The organism is Desulfopila sp. IMCC35006, from assembly GCF_005116645.1.
In the GTDB taxonomy this organism is placed as follows: domain Bacteria; phylum Desulfobacterota; class Desulfobulbia; order Desulfobulbales; family Desulfocapsaceae; genus Desulforhopalus_A.
In genome coordinates this window covers 59,048-81,060 of sequence record NZ_SWCM01000007.1, presented here as the reverse complement: position 1 = coordinate 81,060, position 22,013 = coordinate 59,048, and the positions used below count along the sequence as shown (strand labels likewise).

Sequence of the window (22,013 nt, the reverse complement as noted above, 5' to 3'; positions counted from 1 at the left end):
TCAATAAGATTAAATCAATTGCCAATACGTTGATATGAAAAAACAATTTGACGGAACGCTTGAAACCTCACTATATTGCACGGGATTTTTTCTATTCCGTCCTTAAACAACAGCAAAAATGCATTGGGGGTCCAATGAGATATTACCTTGTCCCATTTTGTTTAGTTTATTTTTTTGCCTTTTCCGCTTTTGCCGACTCCCTGCCGAATGTTCCTCACATTGTTGTATCCGGCGAATATGAAATACGCGCAGTGCCGGATACTGTCACTCTTTCACTGAGTATCGCCGAAACTGGTTTCGAAGTGGCCGAGGCCCAGAACAGCATAGAAACGAGATCGAAAAAACTGCTCACTTCTCTTGAAGCTCTCGGTATAGCAAAAGAGGATATCAGCTCAGCTCAACTGCAGATCACTCCCCATTACAACTGGAACAACAGTGCACAGATATATGCCGGAACCGAAGTATCAAGAACAGTAGAAGTAACGCTGCGACAACTCAGCCGCTATGACGAGCTTATCCGGTCGATCATCAACGCCGGGGTTGCCCAGATACATTCAACCCGCCTGAGTTCATCCCAAGAGAAGAAGTTTCGGGAAGACGCACTGCGCGGCGCCATAGAGGACGGTTTGGCAAAAGCACAAATCATGGTCGCCCATCTGCCCGAAAAGATCGGTCCCGTTTATTCGATAACATCGCAGGCAGCAAGCCAGCCTTTCTTGCAGGCCAGATTCCAGGTAGCCGAGACAGCAAAGCAGAGCGCATTCGAACCGGGAACCATACTTTTTACGGAAACTCTGCAGATAGTTTTTTATCTGGTGCAAGAAAAACAACCGCAATAACTGAAAATACCGGGATTGTTTTCGGGAGAGGCACTAAACAACAGGCTCGCCGCGATTGCCACTGCATCAGAAAAGTTATCGAAAACAAAAGGCAATGAGACAGGACCGATTGTGATAAATCGCTTCAACTCCTGAAATTATTTGCATATTTCGTCAACAAAGATATGATGAGATATCCTAAAAAACTCCCATAACAGGCAAAATCATGGCAACAGAAATTTCCGATGCAGAGATTCTACGGTTGATCAGTGCCCAGATCAACCTGCCTTCCCCGCCTGTAATCGCCGCACAGATCCTAAAAACGATCCAAAACAAAGAAAGTTCCTTATCCGATCTGGAACAAATAATCACTGCAGATCCGGCGCTGACAAGCAAATTGTTGCGGATTGCCAACTCGGCGTTTTATGGCCTGCCCTGTGCAATAGGTAATGTCAACCGGGCGCTCTCCATTCTTGGCACCAATGTAATCAAAAACATTGCCCTCTCCTTCGTTATATCCAGTGATCTTCGGAACAAGACCGAATCATGGTTGAATTTCGACTACTTCTGGCGCCGATCCGTGACGGCGGCGGTGGCCGGGGAGCTGATCGTGGAACTGCTCCATAAAAAAAATGAGGATATTTTTGTTACCGCTCTTCTTCAGGACATCGGAATTTTAATAATGTACCTGAGTAAGGGACAGGAATATACTGCCGCTCTGGAGCAGTGCATCAACTACGGTGAGACCAACCTGGTGCAACTGGAACAAAAAATGTATCAGTTTGATCACCAACAGCTCAGCTGGACGCTTCTTAAAACCTGGGGAATCCCTCTTTCTATTGTACAACCGGTACGTTATCACCACCAACCAGATCACGCCCCTGAAGAATATCGGCAGACCTGCTCCGTGCTGTACATGGCAAATCTGCTGTCGGCAATTTACAGTGGCGCCGAAACCTCACAAAACGTCCGGGAATTACACACAAAGATGGAGGAGTTTTTTAACATCCCTGAGGATCAGACCAGAACGCTTCTGGATAATGTCGCGGAAAAGAGTCTTGATATCCTGAAGATATTTGAAATCGATCCCGGCGAGTTAAAACCCTATTCCCAGATGCTCCAGGAAGCCAATGACGAACTTGGCAAGCTAAATCTTTCGTATGAACAACTGGTACTGGAGCTGAAAGAATCCAAGTTAAAATCGGAAAAAATCGCGCAGGAGTTAAAAAAAGCCAATAGTCAACTCAAAGAACTGGCGTTTCGGGATGGTTTGACACATCTTTATAATCATCGATATTTCCAGGAAATCCTCGGCAAGGAAATGAACCGCGCCAAGCGATATAACAATCATCTCTGTCTGATTCTGTTTGACATTGATTTTTTCAAGCATGTGAACGACACTTTTGGCCATCCGGCAGGCGATCAGGTCCTGATTAATCTGACCCAGGCAATCAGCAAGGCAGTGCGCCCAAGCGACATAGTCGCCAGATACGGCGGCGAGGAGTTTGCCGTCATATTACCCGAAACCAACCAGGCAGGGATGAATGTTTTTGCCGAACGCCTGCGACGATGCGCCGCCGCAGTGACGACCATGATACAAGACCATGAAGTAAAAGTAACAATCAGTTGCGGCGGGGTCCATATAGCTCCGGGAGACAACGTCACTCAGCACCAGTTGATCGATGCAGCCGACCGCAATCTCTTTTTGTCTAAAAAAAATGGACGCAACCGGGTTACCACTCTTCCCATTTCAGCAACTCTTTAGGAACGAGAAGTAGATATGCAATTAAAAAAACGACCTCTTTTTCTATACGTCCTGCTGCTTGTACTCTCTTTCACCCTCCCTGTCCCTGGCAGCGCAGCGGCCAAAAAGGAAGTACTCTCCTGGGATGAGGCGGTAAAAATGAGCCGTGGCCAGACAGTCGACTGGTATATGTGGGGAGGTTCTCCGGCGGTCAACCGTTACGTCAACGGTTATCTGGCACCCGAACTGAAGAAGAAATATGGCATCCACCTGCGGCAGGTGCCGGTAAAAGATATTGCCGAGGTAGTCAGCAAACTCATCGTTGAAAAACAGGCCGGTAAAGACAGCGACGGCAGTGTCGATCTCATGTGGATCAACGGTGAAAACTTCCGCACCTGTAAACAGCACGATCTTCTCTACGGCCCTTTTGCCGATAAACTGCCGAATCAGCAATTTGTCGACTGGTCAAAGCCGACGGTGAAAAATGATTTCGGTACCCCGGTGGATGGAATGGAATCCCCCTGGGGCAGTGCCCAGATGGTCATGATCTACGATACCGCAAGAACACCGCAGCCCCCCAAGTCAATATCTGCTCTGATCGCCTGGATAAAAGCCAACCCCGGCCGATTCACCTATCCCGCTCCGCCGGACTTTACCGGTTCGGTACTGGTTCGACATTTTTTTTATCATGCCGCCGGAACGGTTGATACATGGCAGGGAGAATATTCTGCGGCTGAGTTAACAAAGGCCGCCGATGCTACCTACACCCTGCTCAACGACCTGAAGAGTTCTCTCTGGCGCAATGGCGACACTTATCCCGAGTCCCCGGTAAAAATGAATACCCTGTTTGCCGACGGCCAGATCGATTTTTCTTTCTCCTACCATCAGGGAGAGGCATCACGGAACATTCTCGACGGCCTTTTTCCTGAGACGGTGCGAACCTACGTCTTTGATGAAGGCACCATCACTAACACCCATTTTGTGGCCATCCCCTATAACGCCAAAGATACGGCAGCAGCGATGGTTGTCGCCAATTTTCTGCTCTCCCCGGCAGCGCAGCTGGAAAAAGCCGTGCCGGAAGTCTGGGGCGATTTCCCCGAAATCAGCCCGCACAAACTCCCAGTACCGTGGCAGGAAAAATTCACCGGCCTCCCCAAGGGCAAGGCCACCCTGAGCGATGCTGAGCTGCAGGCCCATCAGCTGCCGGAACCGCCAAGCACCATCCTGATCGAGCTGGAAAAAGGCTGGGTTGATCATGTTCTGAAAAACAGATGACGGGAAGTTCGCTGCATTCCACCGCCATAGATGCCGGTACCGGGCGAAAAACATCGCTTTTGCAGCTGTCTGGCCTTCTTGGTCCTGCTCTGGCTACAGTTCTTGTTCTGTTTGGCGGCGGTTTGGCACTGGGACTTCTGCAGGCCCTTGGATATCTTCCCGCAACGGGACTGGCGTCCATCGGCCTGCAACATTTCACCCGCGTTCTGCAGGATCCCGATTTTAGCAAAAGCCTGTTCCTCACCCTGTATATCGCCGCAACGTCTACCCTGATCGCCGCCGTAATCAGTATATTTCTCGCGCTGTCGCTTATGCGCTGGGCGGCTGACAGTCGGACCGTTCATTTTATTTTACAGATTCCCCTGACAGTACCGCATCTGGTTATCGCGATTTCGGTGACTCTGCTGCTTGCTCCGGCGGGAATGCTTTCCAGGTTGTTATCCTCCGTGGCAATAATCCAGACACCTGCAGAGTTTCCACTTTTAGTAAACGATGGCTGGGGAATTGGCATCCTTACCGTCTACATCTGGAAGGAAATCCCGTTCATTACCTTTATGCTGCTTTCTGTTTTAAAAAACATGGGAACGGAGCTCCTGGAAGCAGGTGCCACCCTCAATGCATCGAGGCTGCAGCGCTTCAGTCATATCATTCTGCCGGTCATCGCGCCAAGCCTCGGAGCTGCCTGTCTGATCGTCTTCGCCTTCACCTTCGGCGCCTTTGAGGTTCCATATCTGCTTGGCCGCACCTATCCTCTGGCGCTTCCGGTATGGGCATACAAAAACTACAGCGATATCGACTTATTAGCCAGACCGGAAGGGATCGCTATTGGCCTGATCATCGCGGCAATCGTCATTATTGCCATCTTCCTGTCGCAGATTGTACTGCACTTTGGCCGCAAAAGAGGGCTGACAATATGAGAGTGCAGAAATGGATACTGTTTTTTTCCGTGCTGCTGAGTGTCCTGTTGCCCTTTCTGCCCCTCGTCCTCTGGTCCACAAGTGAGCGCTGGTTCTACCCTGGCCTGCTGCCGCAGTCTTTTGGGCTGCGTGCCTGGACCTATGTCTTTGGAACCGCAGGCGACCAGATAGTCACCGGTCTGTCATCGAGTTTTTCTCTTGCTCTTGTCACCACCATAGTATCGCTCATCCTCGGAATTCCTGCCGGACGAGCCCTGGGGCTCTATGATTTCCCCGGTAAAAAAATGGTTTCTTTACTGCTGATCCTGCCGATAATCGTGCCGCCATTGTCGGTTTCGATGGGGCTGCACTTCTGGTTCATCCAGCTGCGACTGGCCGAAACCTTTGTTGGTGTGGTGCTTATCCACCTCACAGTCTGCCTCCCCTATACAATTTTTGTAATCTGGGGGGTTTTTACCGACTATAATCCTGATTTTGAAGAACAGGCACAATCGCTCGGCGCCTCCCCGGCAAAAATTATAGTGCAGGTCATGCTGCCCATGATTCTTCCAGGAATAACGGTGGCCGCGTTATTTTCTTTCCTGCTTTCCTGGTCGCAATACCTCAGTACCCTGATCATCGGCGGCGGTAAACTGCTCACCCTGCCGATCCTGCTTTTTTCGTTGATGGACAGCGGTGACCGCCCGGTAGCGGCCGCAGTCAGCCTGGTGTTCATACTGCCGGCCTTTCTCGCCCTGATGGGCAGTGCTTACAATTTAGGCCGCAGCGGCCTGCAGGGAGTGCGGTAATGGGACAGTTGGGACTGCGGAATCTGACGATCAGGTACAACAGCAAACCGGTCATCCGGGATCTCTCCCTAGATATCAACGACGGGGAGATGGTGTCCCTGCTCGGTCCCAGCGGCGTCGGCAAAACCACAATCCTTAAGGCTATTGCCGGATTATTGCAGCCTGATTCCGGTTCCATACTCCTCAACGGCGAACCGGTGAACCACCTCCCCCCAGAACAAAGAGATGCGGTGTTGATTTTCCAGAAACCGCTGCTTTTCCCCTTTCTCGATGTTGGCCAGAATATCGGCTTTGGCCTGAAGATGGCGAAGGTGAAAAAACCGGTTGCCGCCAAACAGATCGACAAGATAATGGAGATTACCGGCCTTGGGAACTTCAAGCATCGCAAAATTCACCAACTCTCCGGCGGGCAGCAGCAGCGGGTGGCTTTAGCTCGCGGCCTGGTGCTTGAGCCCTCTGTCCTGCTCCTCGACGAACCGCTGAGCAGCCTCGATGCAGAGCTTCGCCAGCAGATGCGTGAGCTCATCTGCACCATACAAAACCAGACGGGTACCACGATGCTGTTTGTGACCCATGACCAGAGCGAAGCCCTCGCCATCAGCGACCGGATCTGCGTGCTGCTTGACGGCAGACTGCGCCAGAGCGGCACTCCGGCAGAAATCTTCTATCAGCCGGCTGATGCGGATGTTGCCCGTTTTTTTGGCTGCACCAATTTTATCAGCGGCACGATCAACAACGGTACCTTCAAGAGCGGCGCGATCAGCTGCGCCACATCGCTTGACGATTCACCTGAGACAATCGCCGTCATCAGACCGGAGGATATTGTTCTTTCCTCAAGTAAAAGAAATAACACCATGAGCGGAAAAGTCGTTGAGATACAATTTGAAGGCGCAACGACCCGCGTCACTATAAAAGCCGAAGAGAGGACCTTTACGGCCCTGACTCTGCGTCCCGATTTCACCAAAGAGCAACCGGTCTGGCTGCATTTTCCGCCGGATCGGCTGCATTTTCTCCCGGCCACCGCAAAACCATGACAGCGTCGGCGAGCCCATTCGATCAGTATCTCGATCCGGTGAGACACTATCTCCGCCAGCAGCACTGGGACGATGTCCCGGCGATGAACGGACATACCTTTACCGTGTCACCCCTTGCAGGCGGGGAATATAATCTGAATTACCTGCTTACATCATCGACACAGAAACTGGTTTTTCGGGTCAACATGGCTTCGCAGATCGACCGGGCCGACCAGATCGTCTACGAATTTAAGACGCTGCAACTGCTGCAGGACTCCGGCGTCACCCCCCTTCCTGTTTTTGTCGATGACAGTCGCAGTCTTATCGACCGGGGTATCTCGATCATGGAATACCTTCCCGGCAATCCACTCGATTACCACCTTGATCTGGCTGGCGCGGCCAGAACCCTGTCGATCATTCATCAACTGCAGATAGACGAGGCCAAAAACCATCTGATTGTTGAAAAGCAGCCCCTGTCGCTGATTTTTAACGAATGTGCCGGGCTGCTGGATGGATATTTCAACTCGGATCTGGCTGATAGGGCAATCCACAGCTTTCTCCTGGAGGTCAAGGCCTGGGCCGAATCAGCCAGAGCTCAGGAACAATATTTTCTTGACGATCCGTGGTTCTGTATCGTCAATACGGAAATCAACTCGGCCAACTTCATTGTCAACCGGGCCCGGCAGTCAACGCACCTTATCGACTGGGAGATGCCGCGCTGGGGAGATCCTTCAACCGATCTCTGTCATTTCTGCTCGCCGCTCACCACCCTGTGGAAGACCGATTTTCGCTTTTCCCCCGAAGGGCTCGATTTTTTTATCCGGGAATATAAACAAAACATCCGCTCCGCCCACCTGCAGGACACCCTGGCGGAGAGGATGCGCCGCAAATTTCCGTTTGTGCTGCTCCGGGGCATCTCCTGGTCGGCCATGGCCTGGGTCGCCTATCAGACAGGATACCAGGGGATGCGCAACGAAGACACCTGGCATAAAATCAACCAGTATATGGAGCTTGATTTTATGCGATCCCTGTTTGAACCTTTCATGATGGTGTCGTAAAAGGCCCGATCTCCTTCGTTGTAGTTTTTTACTGAATCATCTCAAACGTGATGTTTTTACGAGTTTATCTTTCATTGAAAAGCTGATATTTATTTGCGATTATGTGGACTCACAGCCGATTGCTGCTCTTTACCAGATACCCAGAGGCGGGTACAACCAAAACCAGACTCATTGAGGAGCTTGGTGCCGAAGGGGCGGCATCGCTGCAAAAAAGGCTGACGGAAAGAATTGTCTCCCGGGCAGACCTGCTTCTGCAACGGCGAAGGATTGCTTCGACGATCCACTATGCCGGCGGCAACAGCGAAAAGATGTCCATCTGGCTTGGCCCAATGCATTTCGTTGCCCAGAAAGATGGCAATCTCGGCCAGAGGATGCAGGCAGCCTTTGTGCACGCATTTGCCGGCGGCGTGGAAAGAGCGGTTCTGGTCGGCAGCGATATCCCGGATATCAGCGTTCATCTGCTCGAGCAGGCATTTACCGCCCTGTTGGACAAAGAGGTAGTCATTGGGCCCAGTGAAGACGGCGGCTATTACCTGATCGGCCTGACTGCAAAAAAAGCAGCGCAACTCTTGCCGCTGCTTTTCACAGAGATGCCCTGGTCGACTAAAGAACTTTTTACCACGACCATCCAGCGTCTCGACCAAGCCGGATATGAAGTGGCCATCCTGCAGGCATTAAGAGATATCGACCTGCCGGCCGATCTCCCTTTCGCCCGGGAAAGGGGTTTGTTATGACCGTAACTCTTTCGATAATAATCCCCACCCTCAACGAACAAAACGTACTTGGCGCAACCCTTGCCCGTCTGGCGGATACAAAAAACTGCGAGGTGATCGTCGTCGACGGCGGCAGCAGCGATGCCACCCTGGCCCTGGCGGTGCAGGCCGGTTGTAAAACTCTCTCCAGCCCACGAGGGCGCGGCAGGCAAATGAACCTCGGTGCCGAAAAAGCGACAGCGGAGACACTCCTCTTTCTGCATGCCGACACGCTGCTGCCGGAGAATTTCCCCGAACTCATTCTTGATGCCGTCCATCGACCGGCTGTTGCCGCCGGTGCCTTTTCCCTGGCAATTGACAGCCCCGCAAAAAGCCTGGCCGTTATCGCCTATTTTACGAATCTGCGTTCCCGCCTGCTGCACCTGCCCTACGGCGACCAGGCGCTCTTTATTACCCGAAAAATGTTTTCGGCAATCGGCGGCTTTCCGGAGATGGAGATCATGGAAGATTTCGTCTTCGTCAAAAAAGCGCAAAAAAAAGGCGCCATCATTATTCTCCCCGAATGTGCGACGACATCCGCCAGACGCTGGCAGAATTTGGGCACAGTCCGAACAACCCTCATCAACCAGTTGATTGTCTGCGGCCATAGCCTCGGCGTACCTCCAGCCATTCTGTCCAGATGGTATCGACGCATGCGCGGGGTCGGCAATTGATCAGTTCCAATAAAATTCAGTCTTTCTGCATTTTCCACTAACACTTTTTTTTCCCAAGTTATACGCTAGCGACTACATAGTAGTGCAATATACTGCTCGACCCACCTTCAAGATTGAAAAAGGAAAAAAATGTTCAAGAAAATCAGAAATATGCAATTCACCACGAAATTATTCATTGCCGTGGTGTGTATTACCATGACTTCGATCCTGATCACCTCCGGGAACGCAATCAGGATGGCCGACAGCGGCCTTTACTCTCTCGGAGAGGGCGCAATAAAAGATATCCACCAGAGCGCGTACAACTCACTGCGCATGTATGACAAAAATATGCGACTGAAACTGGACGGGGACCTGCTTCTGTTAGAACAACAACTTAAAGCCAAAGGCGCCATCTTCCTCGATGAAGGAAAAACGCGCCAAGAGACCCTGGTCAACCAGGTAACCAAAGAAAGCACCACCAAGGAAATCCCCCAACTGCAGGCAGGGGTCAGTTATATTAACGGCTACTACGATATCGTCGATAACATTGAAACAATATCCGGGTCTTCGGCAACTATTTTCCAGCTGGTGGACGACAAACTCCTGCGGATCTCTACCACCGTCAAAAAACAGGACGGTCAACGTGCAGTCGGAACGTATATCCCCTCGGACAGCGCCGTATATAAAAGCATCATGCGCGGAGAAACCTACCGGGGCAAGGCCTTCGTCGTCAATGACTGGTATCTTACCGCCTATGCCCCTCTCCGGGACATGGACAATAATATCATAGGGGCAATCTATGTCGGCCAGTTGATGCTCAGCCCACAGGTAAAAGATTTCATCACCGAAACCACAATAGGCGCAGGCTATTTCTTCGTTTATGCCGATGCCGGAGAAATCCTGATTCACCCCAGCCTCGATTCCACCACAAATATCTATGAGCTTATTCCCGAATTTAAAGGTGTGAATGAAGGTTTCATACGATACAACTGGAAAGGAACGGAGAAAGTCACCTACATCAGGCATCTCAAGGAATGGGGAATCTTCATCGCCGTCGGACTCAACAGAGGCGACATACTCAACGGCCTGGATGCGAAAATGCTGCGCAACAACCTGCTGGTCGGGCTGCTTGTTGTTAGTGCAGGCATCTTGGTAGCCATTTTCCTTGTCCGGTCCATCAACAGACCGCTGAAAGAACTGGCAGATAAAAGCTTTAAAGTCGGAAACGGCGACTATACCATCGACTTTGCCTCCGAAAATAAAGATGCCATCGGCCAGCTCACCAACTCCCTCGGGAGCATGGTTGAAAAATCCAGGGATATGCTTCGGGATATCAGCCAATCCTCACAGGATCTTGCGGCCGCAGCAACCCAGTTGGCTGCCATTTCCGAACTTATGGTGACCAATGCCGACGCCACCACGACTATAGCCGATACGACCGCGACAAACGCCGGTGAGGTGTCGGATAACATGAACTCAGTTTCTGCAGCGATGGAGGAATCAACGGTCAATCTCGACATGATTGCCTCCGCGTCAGAAGAAATGGGAAATACCATCAAGGAAATAGCGGAAAACAGTTCCCGGGCCCGCCTTACCACCGAGGAAGCTGTGGTAAGCGCCCAAAAATCACACGAAAGGGTTCAGGAGCTCGGCGAAGCCGCCCGATCCATCGGTACGGTGACGGAGACGATCACCGAGATTTCCGAGCAGACCAACCTCCTGGCCCTCAACGCCACCATCGAAGCGGCAAGAGCGGGAGAAGCCGGCAAGGGGTTTGCGGTAGTTGCCAATGAGATCAAAGAACTTGCCAAGCAAACTGCCGCCGCAACCGGTAAGATCAAATCAGCCATCGACAAGATCCAGCAACAAACCGGGGCAACGGTCACGGATATCGAGGCCATAACCCGCGTCATCAGCGACGTCAATGAAATCGTCAGTACCATCGTCACCGCGGTGGAGGAACAATCCATCACCACCAACGAAATAGTCAACAATGTGGCTCAGGCTTCCTCGGGCATCACGGAAATCAACCACAACGTGGCCAGCAGCAGCCAGATGACCACAATGATGCTGGAGGGGGTCGGACAGGTAAAAGAGCAATCTCTCGAGGTGAAGGAAAACAGCCAGCAGGTCCGCACCTCAGCTGATGGACTGTCGGAACTTTCAGGTAAACTGACGCAACTGGTCGCCAAATTTAAAATCTAGCTCTTCGCTCAGGGTGCCTGATAAACAGGCACCCTGAAACATTCCCCGCCAATCCCCTTTGAATCATTGCTTAACTGAGAGATATATGCTAGCAGTGTAACCATATAGGATGCAGTAAAACAATCGGCAACCGATGGCTATCTGTAACGAGATTAAATTGCCTGTTTTTCTCTACAAGCACTCTGCTTTAAAAACACATTTCCATCTCCCATGACAACACTTCAATACGACTTCATTATCATTGGCACCGGCCCTGCCGGCCTGGCCGCGGCGATGACGGCGGCAAACTCCGGGAAAAAAGTGCTGATTCTGGAAAAAGAGGGTTCCCTCGGTGGCGTATGCGTCAATACCGGCACTTTTCCGAGCAAAACCCTGCGGGAGGCTGTTCTGTATCTCACCGGTCATTTGAAGCGCAAAATTTTTGAAGAAGATTACTGTTCCACGCATACTACCGAAATATCCATGGAGAAACTGAAACAACGGTTGGATGATGTGCGGATTAAGGAACACGCAATTATCAGCGAACAGCTGAAACGCAATGGCATTGATATCATCCGGGGAAATGCACGTTTTTTAAATCCAACTACGGTTATTGTCGATCAGCTGGCTGATAACAAGGAGATCCGCGTCGAGGGCGCGCGAATTTTAATTGCGACCGGCTCCCAGCCGCGCAACCCGCCGGATGTCCCGTTTGACCACCAGGTGATCGTCGACTCGACCTCAATTCTCAACATGAAAAAAATCCCCAAGACCCTTATCATTCTGGGGGGCGGGGTTATCGGCTCCGAGTACGCGACCATCTTTGCCGAACTGGGCGTAAAGGTGACCCTGCTCGACCGGGGCGACCGGCTGCTGAAATTCCTCGATCATGAGATATCCGGAGAGCTGAAAAAGAATTTTCCCAAGGGCAATGTTGATTACATCCATAATTGCGGCGACTTCAAAATAACCAAGAACAGTACAGGGGCGCAGGTCATCCTGCAGAACAACCGGGTTATCAGCGCGGATTGTCTCTTTTTTGCCCTCGGCCGGGAAGCCAATACAGCAAGCCTGGCTATCGAGAAGGCAGAAATCCGGCTCAACGAGTACCACTACATTGAAGTCAACGAACTCTACCAGACCTCAACTTCCAACATCTATGCCGTAGGAGATGTCATCGGTTGGCCGAGTCTTGCCGCCACCTCCATCGTCCAGGGCAGGCTCGCAGCTCTCAATGCCCTGAAACTGCGGGTCGAATCGTTTCCGAGGATCTTTCCCATTGGTATCTATACCATTCCGGAAATCTCCTATGTCGGGATTACCGAAGAGGAGGCAAGAGAAAGGGGCTATAAAATCGTGGTCGGCAAATGCCGATATTTTGAACTTCCCCGGGGCCAGATCTCCGGTGAGAGCGAAGGCATGCTGAAAATGATCGTGCACCAGGACACCAGGGAAATCCTCGGCGTCCATATCCTTGGCGGCGGTGCCACCGAGGTGATTCACATTGCCCAGATGGCCATGATCTATAATGCCAAAATTGATGTATTCATTGATAATATTTTCAACTATCCGACCTATTCCGAAGCCTTGAAAATTGCCGCACTCGCCGCGTCGAACCAGATTCAGAAAAAGCGTCCCTAACCGCATCGATGTACATTGAATAATCGCAAAGCCTACCTTGCCTGTATCAGTATTGTCTTTATCTGGTCGGGCTGGATAACCATTTCAAGGTACGGGGTGCACACCGTCCTCCAGCCGGCCGACATTACCCTGGTACGCTATGTAACCGCACTGGTCTGTGTTTCTCCTCTCGTTATTCGCCACCAATGGTCAAAATACCGGCTGCATCAATACCTGATGGTGGGGCTCGGTATCGGTTTCCCGTACACCATGTTGTCGTTTTACGGCTTGCGGGAACTGAAAGCCGCTCATGTCGGGGTGCTGGTAAACGGAATGCTTCCGGTATTTGGTGCGATAGCCGCATGGTTTATCCTGCGCCAGCGGATATCGATTATGCGTTATGGTGCCATCGGCCTTATTTTCCTGGCAAATTTCATTATGGCCGGGGGCGACACTTTTTCACCGGAGCATGTCACCGGAATTATCATGTTGCTAGTTGTCGCCGCCCTGTATACCATGCATATGATCGGCGTAAAACACTGGAGGTTTGAGTGGAAAGATGTTCTGGTGACCGTCTCGGTGGTCAATGCCTTATTATTTCTGCCACTCTGGTTTGTTTTCCCAAACGCTCTTTTTCAGGCCGACATAAAGGATATCGCCAGCCAGGCCGTGTACCAGGGGATAGTGGTAAACATTGTCGCCCTCATGTGTTCCACATACGCTATTAAACACCTCGGTACGATAACCGTGTCAATTTTTATGTCTGTTGTCCCGGTCACGACAGCGATGCTCGCCTGGTTTATACTTGATGAAAATCTGAACAACTATGAGCTCGCTGGTATTATCGGATGTTCCATCGGCTTATTCATCTATAGCCGAGGCCAGTTACTGGAGTCGCAAAAGCATATTCTGCGCTGACTGTCTTTCTCTTGCGCAACCAGTAGACTTTTTACGACACCATGAACAACCTTATAGAAAGGAGAATTATTCATGTCTAGCAGTTTTGGTACACTCTTTAAGATAAGTACTTTTGGTGAATCCCATTGCAAGGCAGTGGGAGTGGTCATTGACGGCTGCCCGCCAGGGCTTTCTCTTACCGCGGAGGATATTCAACCGCAACTTAATCGAAGACGCCCCGGTCAGAGTGCTCTGTCGACGGATCGCCAGGAAGCCGACCAGGTCATCATCCTGTCCGGCACAGAAAACGGCAAAACCCTCGGCACCCCCATTGCACTCCAGGTAGCCAACAAGGACCATCGCCCCAAAGATTACGGGAATATGCGCGACATCCCCCGCCCCTCCCATGCCGACTACACTTACCAGATGAAATATGGCATCAGAGCGTCTTCCGGCGGCGGCAGATCCAGCGCCAGGGAAACTATCGGAACCGTCGCCTCGGGCGCAGTTGCCGGCAAAATCCTGCGGGAAAAATTCAATATCGACATTGTCGCCTGGGTCAGCAGCGTGGGAGAAATCAGCGCAAACCCCGTGGACAGCAATACTATCACCCGAGCAGACGTCGATTCAACCACTATCCGCTGCCCCGACCATGCAGCTGCGGCGCAAATGGAAAATCTGGTGGCGGAACTGAAAGAAATTGGCGATTCGGTGGGGGGGGTTGTCTCCTGTGTGATCCGTAATGTCCCGGTTGGACTGGGCGAACCGACTTTTGAAAAACTGGAGGCCAAACTGGCGCAGGCGATGTTGGCCATTCCCGCCACCAAAGGATTCGAGATCGGTTCCGGTTTTGCCGGCACCAGACTGCGCGGCTCCCAGCATAACGACCCGTTTACCTGGAAAGACAGCCGCCTCGGCACAACCACCAATAATTCCGGTGGTATTCAAGGCGGGATCAGCAATGGTGAGCCGATCCTTCTGCGGATCGCCTTCAAACCGCCGGCGACTATTTCTCTCCCCCAGCAGACGGTTGATTTCACGGGCGACGCCGCAGTACTCGAAGCAAAAGGCCGCCACGACCCATGCGTTGTACCCAGGGCGGTACCTATCGTCGAGAGCATGGCTGCCCTGGTCATAATCGATATGCTGCTGCAACAGGAAGCACGCAAAGCACTCCAATTTTGAGAGCGTCGTGACATATCCACAAAGCTCATCCAGCCCAAAAAGATAATCCGGCCATGGAAAATTGACCGGATTATCCGGAGATTCAACAAATACTTGTTGAATCTCCTCCCGGAAAGCGGTAATAATTTTTGGTTCCGGGCAACAAATGCGTGTGGTTGTTTTTCATTGTATTCTTATTCTAATTATTGCTGCGGTTGAGCCGCCTGTTATGAACTTTGCATCATAACAATCTCAAACGGCAATGTTTTTTCTGGCGGAAACCAAGATGACTCCTAAACGCTCGACCCTCAGCTCGTATCTGGATCGCTTCGCTCCCCCTGAAGGCTTCCTGCTCCTTATGCTCTCTGTTTTCGTTGGAGCATGCACCGGCCTGGCATCGGTTTTTTTTGTGAAATTAATCTTCGCCATTCAGGATTTTTCTTATGGCACGATCTCCGGTCTGCTCCCCTTTCTTGGAAAATGGATCTACCTGATTGCGCCGATTCTGGGCGGCTTGCTTGTTGGTCCGCTTATCCTTATGGCCCATGAAGCAAAAGGACATGGCGTTCCCGAAGTCATGCAGGCCCTCATCCTGCGGGGGGGACGCATTCGGGCCAGGGTAGCCGCCGCCAAAATCATGGCATCCGCGCTCTGTATCGGAACCGGCGGGTCTGCCGGCCGTGAAGGACCAATCATTCAGGTCGGCGCGGCGCTGGGCTCCTCCGTCGGCCAGGTCCTTCGACTCTCCGACGAGCGTATCCGCAATCTCGTCGCCTGCGGTGCAGCGGCAGGTATTGCCGCAACCTTTAACGCGCCCATGGCCGGAGTAGCCTTTGCCATCGAAGTCCTTATGTGCGGCTTGCAGATGCGGGCATTTGGCAATGTTGTCATTGCCGCCGTATCCGCCGTTGTGGTCAGCCGCGCTATCATCGGCGACAGATTTGCCTTCCAGGTCCCGGCGTACAGCCTGAATAGTCCCGGCGAAATAATCCTGTATCTGATTCTCGGTCTCATGGCAGCCCTGGTCGGCATCATGTTTATGAAGATGCTCGACTTCTCGGAAAACATTTTTGATGACTGGAAGTTCCCCCAGCTTTTTAAACCGGCAGTCGGCAGCCTACTTTTAGGCCTGCTCGGTGTGGCCTATATGAATCTGCCTGACTTGACCTTTCCTGCAGGTTCTGCTGCCCATGGCAGCGGAGTGGTGATGCCTATCCCGCATATGTACGGTGCGGGTTTCCCCTTCATCCAGGCAGCAATTCAAAACCACGCAGCGCTATGGATTTTATTCATCCTTATCCTGCTCAAACCTCTCGCCACTTCGCTGACCCTCGGTTCCGGCAATTCAGGCGGTGTTTTCGCACCATCACTGTTCACCGGCGCGGTGCTGGGCGGCGCCATGGGCCATCTTTTCAACCACTGGTTCCCCTCTATCGCCAACAACCCCGGAGCCTATGCCCTGGTCGGCATGGCAGCACTCTTCTCGGCTACAGCCAGGGCTCCGCTCACGGCGATGCTCATCGTATTTGAAATGAGCAACGATTATGCGATGATCCTGCCGCTGATGGTAGCCGGAGTTACCGCCAGCTATTTCTCCCAATGGCTGCATCCGGAGTCCATCTACACCATGAAGCTCGCAAAACGCGGCGTTCGTTTTGTCGAAGGGCGGGACATGGATATCATGCAGGCTGTCAAGGTCAGTGAGGTAATGAGAAGCAAACCGGTCACCGTTCATAAGGACGCTTCTATTTCCGAGGTCATGGCCCTGTTCCAGGAAACCAACATCCTCGGCTTTCCGGTACTGGCCGACGATGATAAACTCTGCGGCATCATAACCCTGCAGGATATGCACCGGGCCCAATCACAGCCCAATTTCAGCTCTAAAAATTTGCGGGTTGCCGATCTGGCAGTTGAAGACCCCATTACCGTCTACCCCGATGAGCCTATCTGGGTAGCTATTCAGAAAATGTCTCCCCGTGACCTGGCCAGACTGCCGGTCATCAGCCGAGACGGCTCGGGCAGGCTGAGCGGCATTATCAGTCGAAGCGATATCCTGCGCGCTTACGATGTCGGTATTGTCCGAAAACAGCGAGGTCAGATCGTCGAGCATCAGGTTGAGTTGCGAAAGCAAAAAGAAAACGGCTATGTCGAATTTGTCCTGCAGCAGGAAGATACCTGTAACAACGCCATGGTAAGAGACCTGTCATTGCCGGATACCATCAACATGGTTTCCATCAAGCGAGGCGGGCAGATCCTCATCCCCCGTGGTCAGACCGTACTGAAAGAAGGGGATGTTATCACTGTCTATGGCCGCATCAAGGATATCAACGACATCAAGGGATTTCTCAACGCCTGTCAGTTGCCAGCCCAAAAACCTTAAATCGACTCGGCCGAGCCCTGCACTCTGCCGAGCAGCACCCCGCCGGCGATAAAAAGCAGCAGAAGGCTCAGGATTCCCCAGCGTGTCTCGCCTGTCATTCGGCCGACCAGACCCATCATGAGCGGACCGGTTATTGCGGCGAACTTACCAAACACATTATAAAGGCCAAAAAATTCGGCACTTTTTTCAGCCGGGATAAGTCTGCCATAGAAACTCCGACTCAGGGCCTGAATGCCCCCCATAGCCGAAGCCACAAGAAAGGCAACCCCCCAGAAAGCCATATTTTTAAAGAGCGGATCATTGATGACCGGCAGAAAGAATGCAATAAAGGTGGCCAGGCAATAAACACCGATCCCGGCAAAGAGCATCCGCTTCGTCGAAAATATCGCCGCCAATCGGCCAAAGAGCAGAGCAAAGGGGAAGGCAATAAGCTGGATGAGAAGAAGAACAACAATCAGCATCGTCACCCCAAAGCCAAGGTCCCTGCCATAGGCTGTCGACATGGTAATGATCGTGTCGACCCCATCGATATAAAAGAAGTAGGCCGCTAAAAACAAAAACGGTTGCCGGTACTGCCGGATTTCCTTGAAGGTACTCCACAGCCTTTGGAAACTGCCAAGGATCGGTGAGGCGACGGAGGGCAGATAGAAAATCTGGTGCACATGTTTGACCGCCGGGATGGAAAAAACCAGCCACCAGCAGGCAACAATCATAAAAGAGACTTTAAATATACCAACCGGCACCCCTCCCCCCATGCCGCTGCCCAGAATAAGCCCTATGATCAGCAAAAAAGGGACAACGCTGCCGACATAGCCGTACCCGTAACCACGCGTGGAAATGAGATCCATTCGTTCCCTGCTGGTCACATCGGGGAGAAAGGCATCATAAAAGATATTCGCCCCCGCCCACCCGATCCTGGCAAACACAAACACCCCCAGGCAGAGCAGCCATTGCCCGGCACCAACACAGAGCAGCAAAAGGGTGAAACAGATACCGACAAAAAGAAAAAAAAGAAAGAATCGTTTTTTCATCCCCTGATAATCGGCCATCGTCCCCAGTATCGGCGCCAGCAGGGCAAGGGCAAAGGATGCCGCAGAGTTGGCAAAGCCCCAGTTGGCGGTCGATTCCGCACCGCTCATACCCGCTGCGGCAACATCTTTGAAAAAAAGCGGCATCAACGCAGTGACCATCACCAGCACAAAAGCCGAGTTACCGACATCATAGAGTACCCAGCTGAACTCTTCCCGGGTCATTTTCAGTTTATGATACACTATCGAACCTATGGGGATTGAGGAAACAGTTGACAGCAGATCCACCAAAAAGTATATGCTTTCCAGTGGATACTGGATATTATGAAGAATCTGCTGCTACAAAAACACTCGCATCATAACCCTAACACCCCACAAGGGGGGTATAAGTGCCTTGGATGTGCCTTCAAGTTTATACTTTCAATACACATCACAGCTTTCTTGTTTTTTGCACCCCTCAAGGGGTACTGAAAAGAGTGACAGGATTTCTGGAGTAAGGCCTTAAAACGAATTGAGCCATGCCTTTTCTCACCTATTTATCGCTGGTCCTCACCATGTTTCTCTGGGGAGGCACCTTTATCGCCGGGAGATTACTGGCCGGCTCGCTCGACCCGGCCAGCTCTGCCTTTCTGCGTTTTCTCATAGCCTCGGCAGCCATGCTGGTCATGACCCGGCTCATCGAAAAAAGAATTGTCCTGCCGCCCAAAAAAATGTGGGTCCCCCTCACTCTATTAGGAATGACCGGAGTCTTTGCCTACAATGTCTTTTTTTTCAGCGGACTCCACCACATCAGTGCCGGTCGCGCCTCACTCATCGTCGCCAGCACCCCTCTGGTCATCACTCTTTTTGCGGCAATTTTTTTACGCGAACGACTCACTGCATTGAAAGCCTGTGGGGTCCTCCTGTCGCTGATTGGCGCCATAACGGTTATCAGCAACGGTCATCCAGGCTCACTTTTCAGTGGTGGCTTCGGCCCCGGTGAAAAGGCCCTGGTCGGCTGCGTGCTGAGCTGGTCCGCCTACTCGCTCATCGGCAGATCCGTTCTGAGCACGCTCTCCCCGCTGACCGCTGTCTGCTATTCGTGTATCATCGGCACCCTGCTGCTCTCGTTTCCGGCCGCCCATGATGGATTGTTCAGTCATCTCTCAACCGTTTCCCTGGTGGACTGGACCAGCCTCACCTACCTCGGCATAGGGGGAACAGCTCTTGGTTTTTCCCTCTACTATCAAGGTATTAAAAAAATCGGTGCAACGAGAGCCGGCATTTTCATCAACCTCGTTCCGTTGTTTTCCATCCTGCTGTCCTGGCTCATTCTGGATGAGTCTGTAAAACCCATTGTGCTGGCAGGTGGTATTCTCGTGCTGACGGGAGTTACCCTTACTAATTTCCAGAAGAACAGGAAATTGACCTGACACCATCCTGCAAGGGCGTACTCTTTTCAGTCCTCCCTTGAGGGTGACAAGTGCCCAAGGAACTTATCAGGTACTGCCGTCAATCCAGGCAACACCGGCATCCGCGAATTCGGCAAGCACGAGCTCTAAAGAAGAAGGATCGACAGCGCGGCATCCCTCGAGAAGTACTCGCGTATTGAAGCCTAGAGAAGCAGCGTCGAGGGCCGTATATTTCACGCAATAATCAAGAGCCAGCCCGACAACATCTACTTCTTCAATGTCATGTTTGTCGAGGACAGCTTGCAGCCCGGTATCATGCCGGCGCGCATTGTCGAAAAATGCGGAATAGGAATCGACGGCGCTGTCCTGCCCTTTCCTGACAGTATGGATCGGCCTGCCTGCAGCTTTCTGCTCAGCCAGAACTTCCTCGATTTCCACGGCAAGGCGTGCGCCGTCCGTCCCTTCGATACAGTGGTCCGGCCAGAGCATTTGGGCATTCCCGCCTAATTCACCGAGCTGAAAGGGTTTTGCCCCCTCATGAGAGGAGGCAAAAGAACCATGTCCTTCGGGATGCCAGTCCTGGGTAACGACGAGAAGATCATAGCTGCGCCCGGACCGCAGGAGACGGACGACAAATGGGAGAATCGCGTCGCCTTCCGGTACCGCCAGGGCTCCACCCGGGAGAAAATCATTTTGTATATCCGTCAGAATGAGTGCCCGTTTCATATCTTCCCCTCAAGGTTTTAAAAAACCATTGTCATGGCCGTTTTCAGGAACTGCCGCCAATCGATGTTTTATTTTCTCAAACTCATGCTCCCGCATCAGCTGGCGCTGTTCAAACAAGGCCTGTGATAAGCCCGCAGCATAGGCGTGGGGGTTTTCGAAGCGCAGGATTGCCTTGTCAAACGAGGCCAGACCCGCCAGAGTCCGGCGGCGCATTGCAGTTATATTTTCACGCCCGCTGACGCGCTTGCCCTTTTCAAAAAGCGGCACCAGAAGCCGGTTTACCTCAATTGCCTTGGCTGAAATGGCTTTACGCTTCCATGGGTCCTCAGGTGAAATAATGGTGATAATCTTTTCTCCCTGCCCCGGCGGCAACTCGGTCTGGGTATCAAAAATGACATCGCCGACACAATGTGCCCCCCGCGAAAGTCTTGCCACGTCGAGACACCCCGGAATACTCGTTTTCGCTGACTGATCAGAAATTTTCATCCGGGCAACCATGTCCCCTTTGCCGTTTGCCACAGCGGCAAGCTTATACACCCCACCCAATGCCGGTTCATCAAAGGCGGTGATCAATTTCGTGCCGACTCCCCAGATGTCAATGGGCGCTCCCTGCGACTTGAGACTGGTGATGATCCTCTCATCGAGCTCGTTTGAAGCAACTATCCTGGTGGCCTGAAATCCATGGGCATCGAGATACCGACGGGCCTCGGTAGCCAGATAGGCCAAATCCCCCGAGTCCAGGCGAATTCCCATCAAATCGGCCCCCCTGCTGCGCAGACGGAGTCCGACCTCAACCGCTTTTTTGACCCCTTCCAGACTGTCATAGGTGTCTACCAGCAAAACGGAATTGTGGGGGAACAGATCTGCATAGGCGGTAAACGCCTCGCTTTCCTCATCGAAAGCCATCACCCAGCTGTGGGCATGCGTGCCCCGGACCGGGATACCGAAACGGGCCGCTGCCAGAACATTGGAGGTTGCATCGATACCGCCGATATACGCAGCCCGGCTTGACGACAACCCGCCATCCAGTCCCTGCGCGCGCCGCAAACCAAATTCCAGGACCTCATCGGACCCCGCAGCCAGACGAACCCTTGAAGCCTTGGTGGCGATCAGGGTTTGATGGTTGACTATGGCCAAAAGTGCCGCTTCGAGTAGCTGGGCATCAAATAGAGGTGCCCGCACCCGCACCATAGGTTCATGTGGAAAGAGAATTGTTCCCTCCGGCACAGCCTCGATCGAGCCTCGGAATCGCCACTCCTTCAGATAGCGGAGAAACGAGGCAACGAAAAGAGGTCTGCCGTCTTTCCCGGGAACCGTGCTGAGAAACTCGATATCTTCATCGGTAAACGCCAGAGCTTCGAGCCAGTCGGCAAAGGGACTCATACCAGCCACAACAGCATATCGTCCCCGGAAAGGCGCGTGTCGATAAAACATATGGAAGACGCTGGACCGGCTTTCCATGCCGGACAGCAGGTACCCCTGGGCCATGGTGAGGAGATAAAGGTCAATTGTCAAAGCCAGCGATGCATTGGGAAAAACAGGCAATGCGGCAGCAGACGCTGTCTGACCAGGTTGTGCCGGGTCATAGTTGAAGTTCGATTTCAT

Annotated in this window: 18 protein-coding genes; 15 read left to right on the top strand and 3 right to left on the bottom strand. The window is 52.2% G+C overall.

Annotated elements, in window-relative coordinates:
• Nucleotides 1-134 precede the first annotated feature (134 nt).
• The 14 genes from FCL47_RS13300 (at nt 135) to FCL47_RS13235 (ending at nt 17,263) form a co-directional block, all read left to right on the top strand.
• Nucleotides 135-839, top strand: coding sequence for an SIMPL domain-containing protein (locus FCL47_RS13300; protein ID WP_136814005.1), 705 nt, complete (start codon nt 135-137; stop codon nt 837-839).
• 205 nt (nt 840-1,044) lie between these two features.
• Nucleotides 1,045-2,583, top strand: coding sequence for a GGDEF domain-containing protein (locus tag FCL47_RS13295; protein WP_136814004.1), 1,539 nt, complete (start codon nt 1,045-1,047; stop codon nt 2,581-2,583).
• A 15-nt stretch (nt 2,584-2,598) separates the two neighbouring features.
• Nucleotides 2,599-3,837, top strand: coding sequence for an ABC transporter substrate-binding protein (locus FCL47_RS13290; protein ID WP_136814003.1), 1,239 nt, complete (start codon nt 2,599-2,601; stop codon nt 3,835-3,837).
• The gene (locus tag FCL47_RS13285) at nt 3,834-4,754 is read left to right on the top strand and encodes an ABC transporter permease (protein ID WP_136814002.1); all 921 of its coding nucleotides are present in this window, start codon (nt 3,834-3,836) and stop codon (nt 4,752-4,754) included. Before FCL47_RS13290 ends, FCL47_RS13285 begins: the two co-directional genes overlap by 4 nt.
• Complete coding sequence (locus tag FCL47_RS13280; protein ID WP_167496480.1) at nt 4,751-5,542, top strand: ABC transporter permease; 792 nt, start codon at nt 4,751-4,753, stop codon at nt 5,540-5,542. Before FCL47_RS13285 ends, FCL47_RS13280 begins: the two co-directional genes overlap by 4 nt.
• Nucleotides 5,542-6,576 carry an ABC transporter ATP-binding protein gene (locus tag FCL47_RS13275; RefSeq protein ID WP_136814000.1) on the top strand — a complete coding sequence of 345 codons (1,035 nt, stop codon included), beginning with the start codon at nt 5,542-5,544 and terminating at the stop codon, nt 6,574-6,576. The genes FCL47_RS13280 and FCL47_RS13275 overlap by 1 nt, the downstream gene beginning before the upstream one ends.
• Nucleotides 6,573-7,613, top strand: coding sequence for an aminoglycoside phosphotransferase family protein (locus FCL47_RS13270; protein ID WP_136813999.1), 1,041 nt, complete (start codon nt 6,573-6,575; stop codon nt 7,611-7,613). The genes FCL47_RS13275 and FCL47_RS13270 overlap by 4 nt, the downstream gene beginning before the upstream one ends.
• 101 nt (nt 7,614-7,714) lie before the next feature.
• Nucleotides 7,715-8,347, top strand: a complete 633-nt coding sequence (locus tag FCL47_RS13265) for a TIGR04282 family arsenosugar biosynthesis glycosyltransferase (RefSeq protein WP_136813998.1) — start codon at nt 7,715-7,717, stop codon at nt 8,345-8,347.
• Nucleotides 8,344-9,039 (top strand): TIGR04283 family arsenosugar biosynthesis glycosyltransferase, encoded by a 696-nt coding sequence (locus tag FCL47_RS13260; RefSeq protein ID WP_136813997.1) that lies wholly within the window; start codon nt 8,344-8,346, stop codon nt 9,037-9,039. Before FCL47_RS13265 ends, FCL47_RS13260 begins: the two co-directional genes overlap by 4 nt.
• Nucleotides 9,040-9,168: 129 nt before the next feature.
• Nucleotides 9,169-11,223, top strand: a complete 2,055-nt coding sequence (locus FCL47_RS13255) for a methyl-accepting chemotaxis protein (RefSeq protein WP_136813996.1) — start codon at nt 9,169-9,171, stop codon at nt 11,221-11,223.
• Between the two features lie 210 nt (nt 11,224-11,433).
• Nucleotides 11,434-12,843 (top strand): Si-specific NAD(P)(+) transhydrogenase, encoded by a 1,410-nt coding sequence (sthA, locus tag FCL47_RS13250; RefSeq protein WP_136813995.1) that lies wholly within the window; start codon nt 11,434-11,436, stop codon nt 12,841-12,843.
• A 15-nt stretch (nt 12,844-12,858) separates the two neighbouring features.
• A complete protein-coding gene (locus FCL47_RS13245; RefSeq protein WP_136813994.1) occupies nt 12,859-13,740 on the top strand; it encodes a DMT family transporter in 882 nt (293 codons plus the stop codon).
• Nucleotides 13,741-13,812: 72 nt separating this feature from the next.
• Nucleotides 13,813-14,904, top strand: coding sequence for a chorismate synthase (aroC, locus tag FCL47_RS13240; RefSeq protein ID WP_136813993.1), 1,092 nt, complete (start codon nt 13,813-13,815; stop codon nt 14,902-14,904).
• A 265-nt stretch (nt 14,905-15,169) separates the two neighbouring features.
• Nucleotides 15,170-17,263: a chloride channel protein gene (locus FCL47_RS13235; protein ID WP_136813992.1), complete on the top strand. Its 2,094-nt coding sequence runs from the start codon at nt 15,170-15,172 to the stop codon at nt 17,261-17,263.
• Here the strand turns inward: FCL47_RS13235 and FCL47_RS13230 are convergent.
• On the bottom strand, nt 17,260-18,516 hold the full coding sequence (locus FCL47_RS13230) for an MFS transporter (protein ID WP_136814158.1): 1,257 nt from the start codon (nt 18,514-18,516) through the stop codon (nt 17,260-17,262). The genes FCL47_RS13235 and FCL47_RS13230 overlap by 4 nt on opposite strands.
• Before the next feature lie 293 nt (nt 18,517-18,809).
• Here FCL47_RS13230 and FCL47_RS13225 point away from each other — a divergent pair, with 293 nt between their 5' ends.
• Nucleotides 18,810-19,703 carry a DMT family transporter gene (locus tag FCL47_RS13225; protein ID WP_136813991.1) on the top strand — a complete coding sequence of 298 codons (894 nt, stop codon included), beginning with the start codon at nt 18,810-18,812 and terminating at the stop codon, nt 19,701-19,703.
• Nucleotides 19,704-19,769: 66 nt separating this feature from the next.
• Here FCL47_RS13225 and pncA read toward each other — a convergent pair whose 3' ends face one another.
• Entirely contained in the window at nt 19,770-20,408 is a 639-nt protein-coding gene (gene pncA, locus FCL47_RS13220; protein WP_136813990.1) for a bifunctional nicotinamidase/pyrazinamidase, read from the bottom strand.
• 9 nt (nt 20,409-20,417) lie between these two features.
• Nucleotides 20,418-22,013: a nicotinate phosphoribosyltransferase gene (locus FCL47_RS13215; protein ID WP_136813989.1), complete on the bottom strand. Its 1,596-nt coding sequence runs from the start codon at nt 22,011-22,013 to the stop codon at nt 20,418-20,420.

What these genes read in the sequence shown, in the direction of transcription:
- FCL47_RS13300 (WP_136814005.1), top strand. Translation starts at nt 135, where the DNA reads ATGAGATATTACCTTGTCCCATTTTGTTTAGTTTATTTTTTTGCCTTT.
- FCL47_RS13295 (WP_136814004.1), top strand. Translation starts at nt 1,045, where the DNA reads ATGGCAACAGAAATTTCCGATGCAGAGATTCTACGGTTGATCAGTGCC.
- FCL47_RS13290 (WP_136814003.1), top strand. Translation starts at nt 2,599, where the DNA reads ATGCAATTAAAAAAACGACCTCTTTTTCTATACGTCCTGCTGCTTGTA.
- FCL47_RS13285 (WP_136814002.1), top strand. Translation starts at nt 3,834, where the DNA reads ATGACGGGAAGTTCGCTGCATTCCACCGCCATAGATGCCGGTACCGGG.
- FCL47_RS13280 (WP_167496480.1), top strand. Translation starts at nt 4,751, where the DNA reads ATGAGAGTGCAGAAATGGATACTGTTTTTTTCCGTGCTGCTGAGTGTC.
- FCL47_RS13275 (WP_136814000.1), top strand. Translation starts at nt 5,542, where the DNA reads ATGGGACAGTTGGGACTGCGGAATCTGACGATCAGGTACAACAGCAAA.
- FCL47_RS13270 (WP_136813999.1), top strand. Translation starts at nt 6,573, where the DNA reads ATGACAGCGTCGGCGAGCCCATTCGATCAGTATCTCGATCCGGTGAGA.
- FCL47_RS13265 (WP_136813998.1), top strand. Translation starts at nt 7,715, where the DNA reads ATGTGGACTCACAGCCGATTGCTGCTCTTTACCAGATACCCAGAGGCG.
- FCL47_RS13260 (WP_136813997.1), top strand. Translation starts at nt 8,344, where the DNA reads ATGACCGTAACTCTTTCGATAATAATCCCCACCCTCAACGAACAAAAC.
- FCL47_RS13255 (WP_136813996.1), top strand. Translation starts at nt 9,169, where the DNA reads ATGTTCAAGAAAATCAGAAATATGCAATTCACCACGAAATTATTCATT.
- sthA (WP_136813995.1), top strand. Translation starts at nt 11,434, where the DNA reads ATGACAACACTTCAATACGACTTCATTATCATTGGCACCGGCCCTGCC.
- aroC (WP_136813993.1), top strand. Translation starts at nt 13,813, where the DNA reads ATGTCTAGCAGTTTTGGTACACTCTTTAAGATAAGTACTTTTGGTGAA.
- FCL47_RS13235 (WP_136813992.1), top strand. Translation starts at nt 15,170, where the DNA reads ATGACTCCTAAACGCTCGACCCTCAGCTCGTATCTGGATCGCTTCGCT.
- FCL47_RS13230 (WP_136814158.1), bottom strand. Translation starts at nt 18,516, where the DNA reads ATGACCCGGGAAGAGTTCAGCTGGGTACTCTATGATGTCGGTAACTCG.
- FCL47_RS13225 (WP_136813991.1), top strand. Translation starts at nt 18,810, where the DNA reads ATGCCTTTTCTCACCTATTTATCGCTGGTCCTCACCATGTTTCTCTGG.
- pncA (WP_136813990.1), bottom strand. Translation starts at nt 20,408, where the DNA reads ATGAAACGGGCACTCATTCTGACGGATATACAAAATGATTTTCTCCCG.
- FCL47_RS13215 (WP_136813989.1), bottom strand. Translation starts at nt 22,013, where the DNA reads ATGAAATCGAACTTCAACTATGACCCGGCACAACCTGGTCAGACAGCG.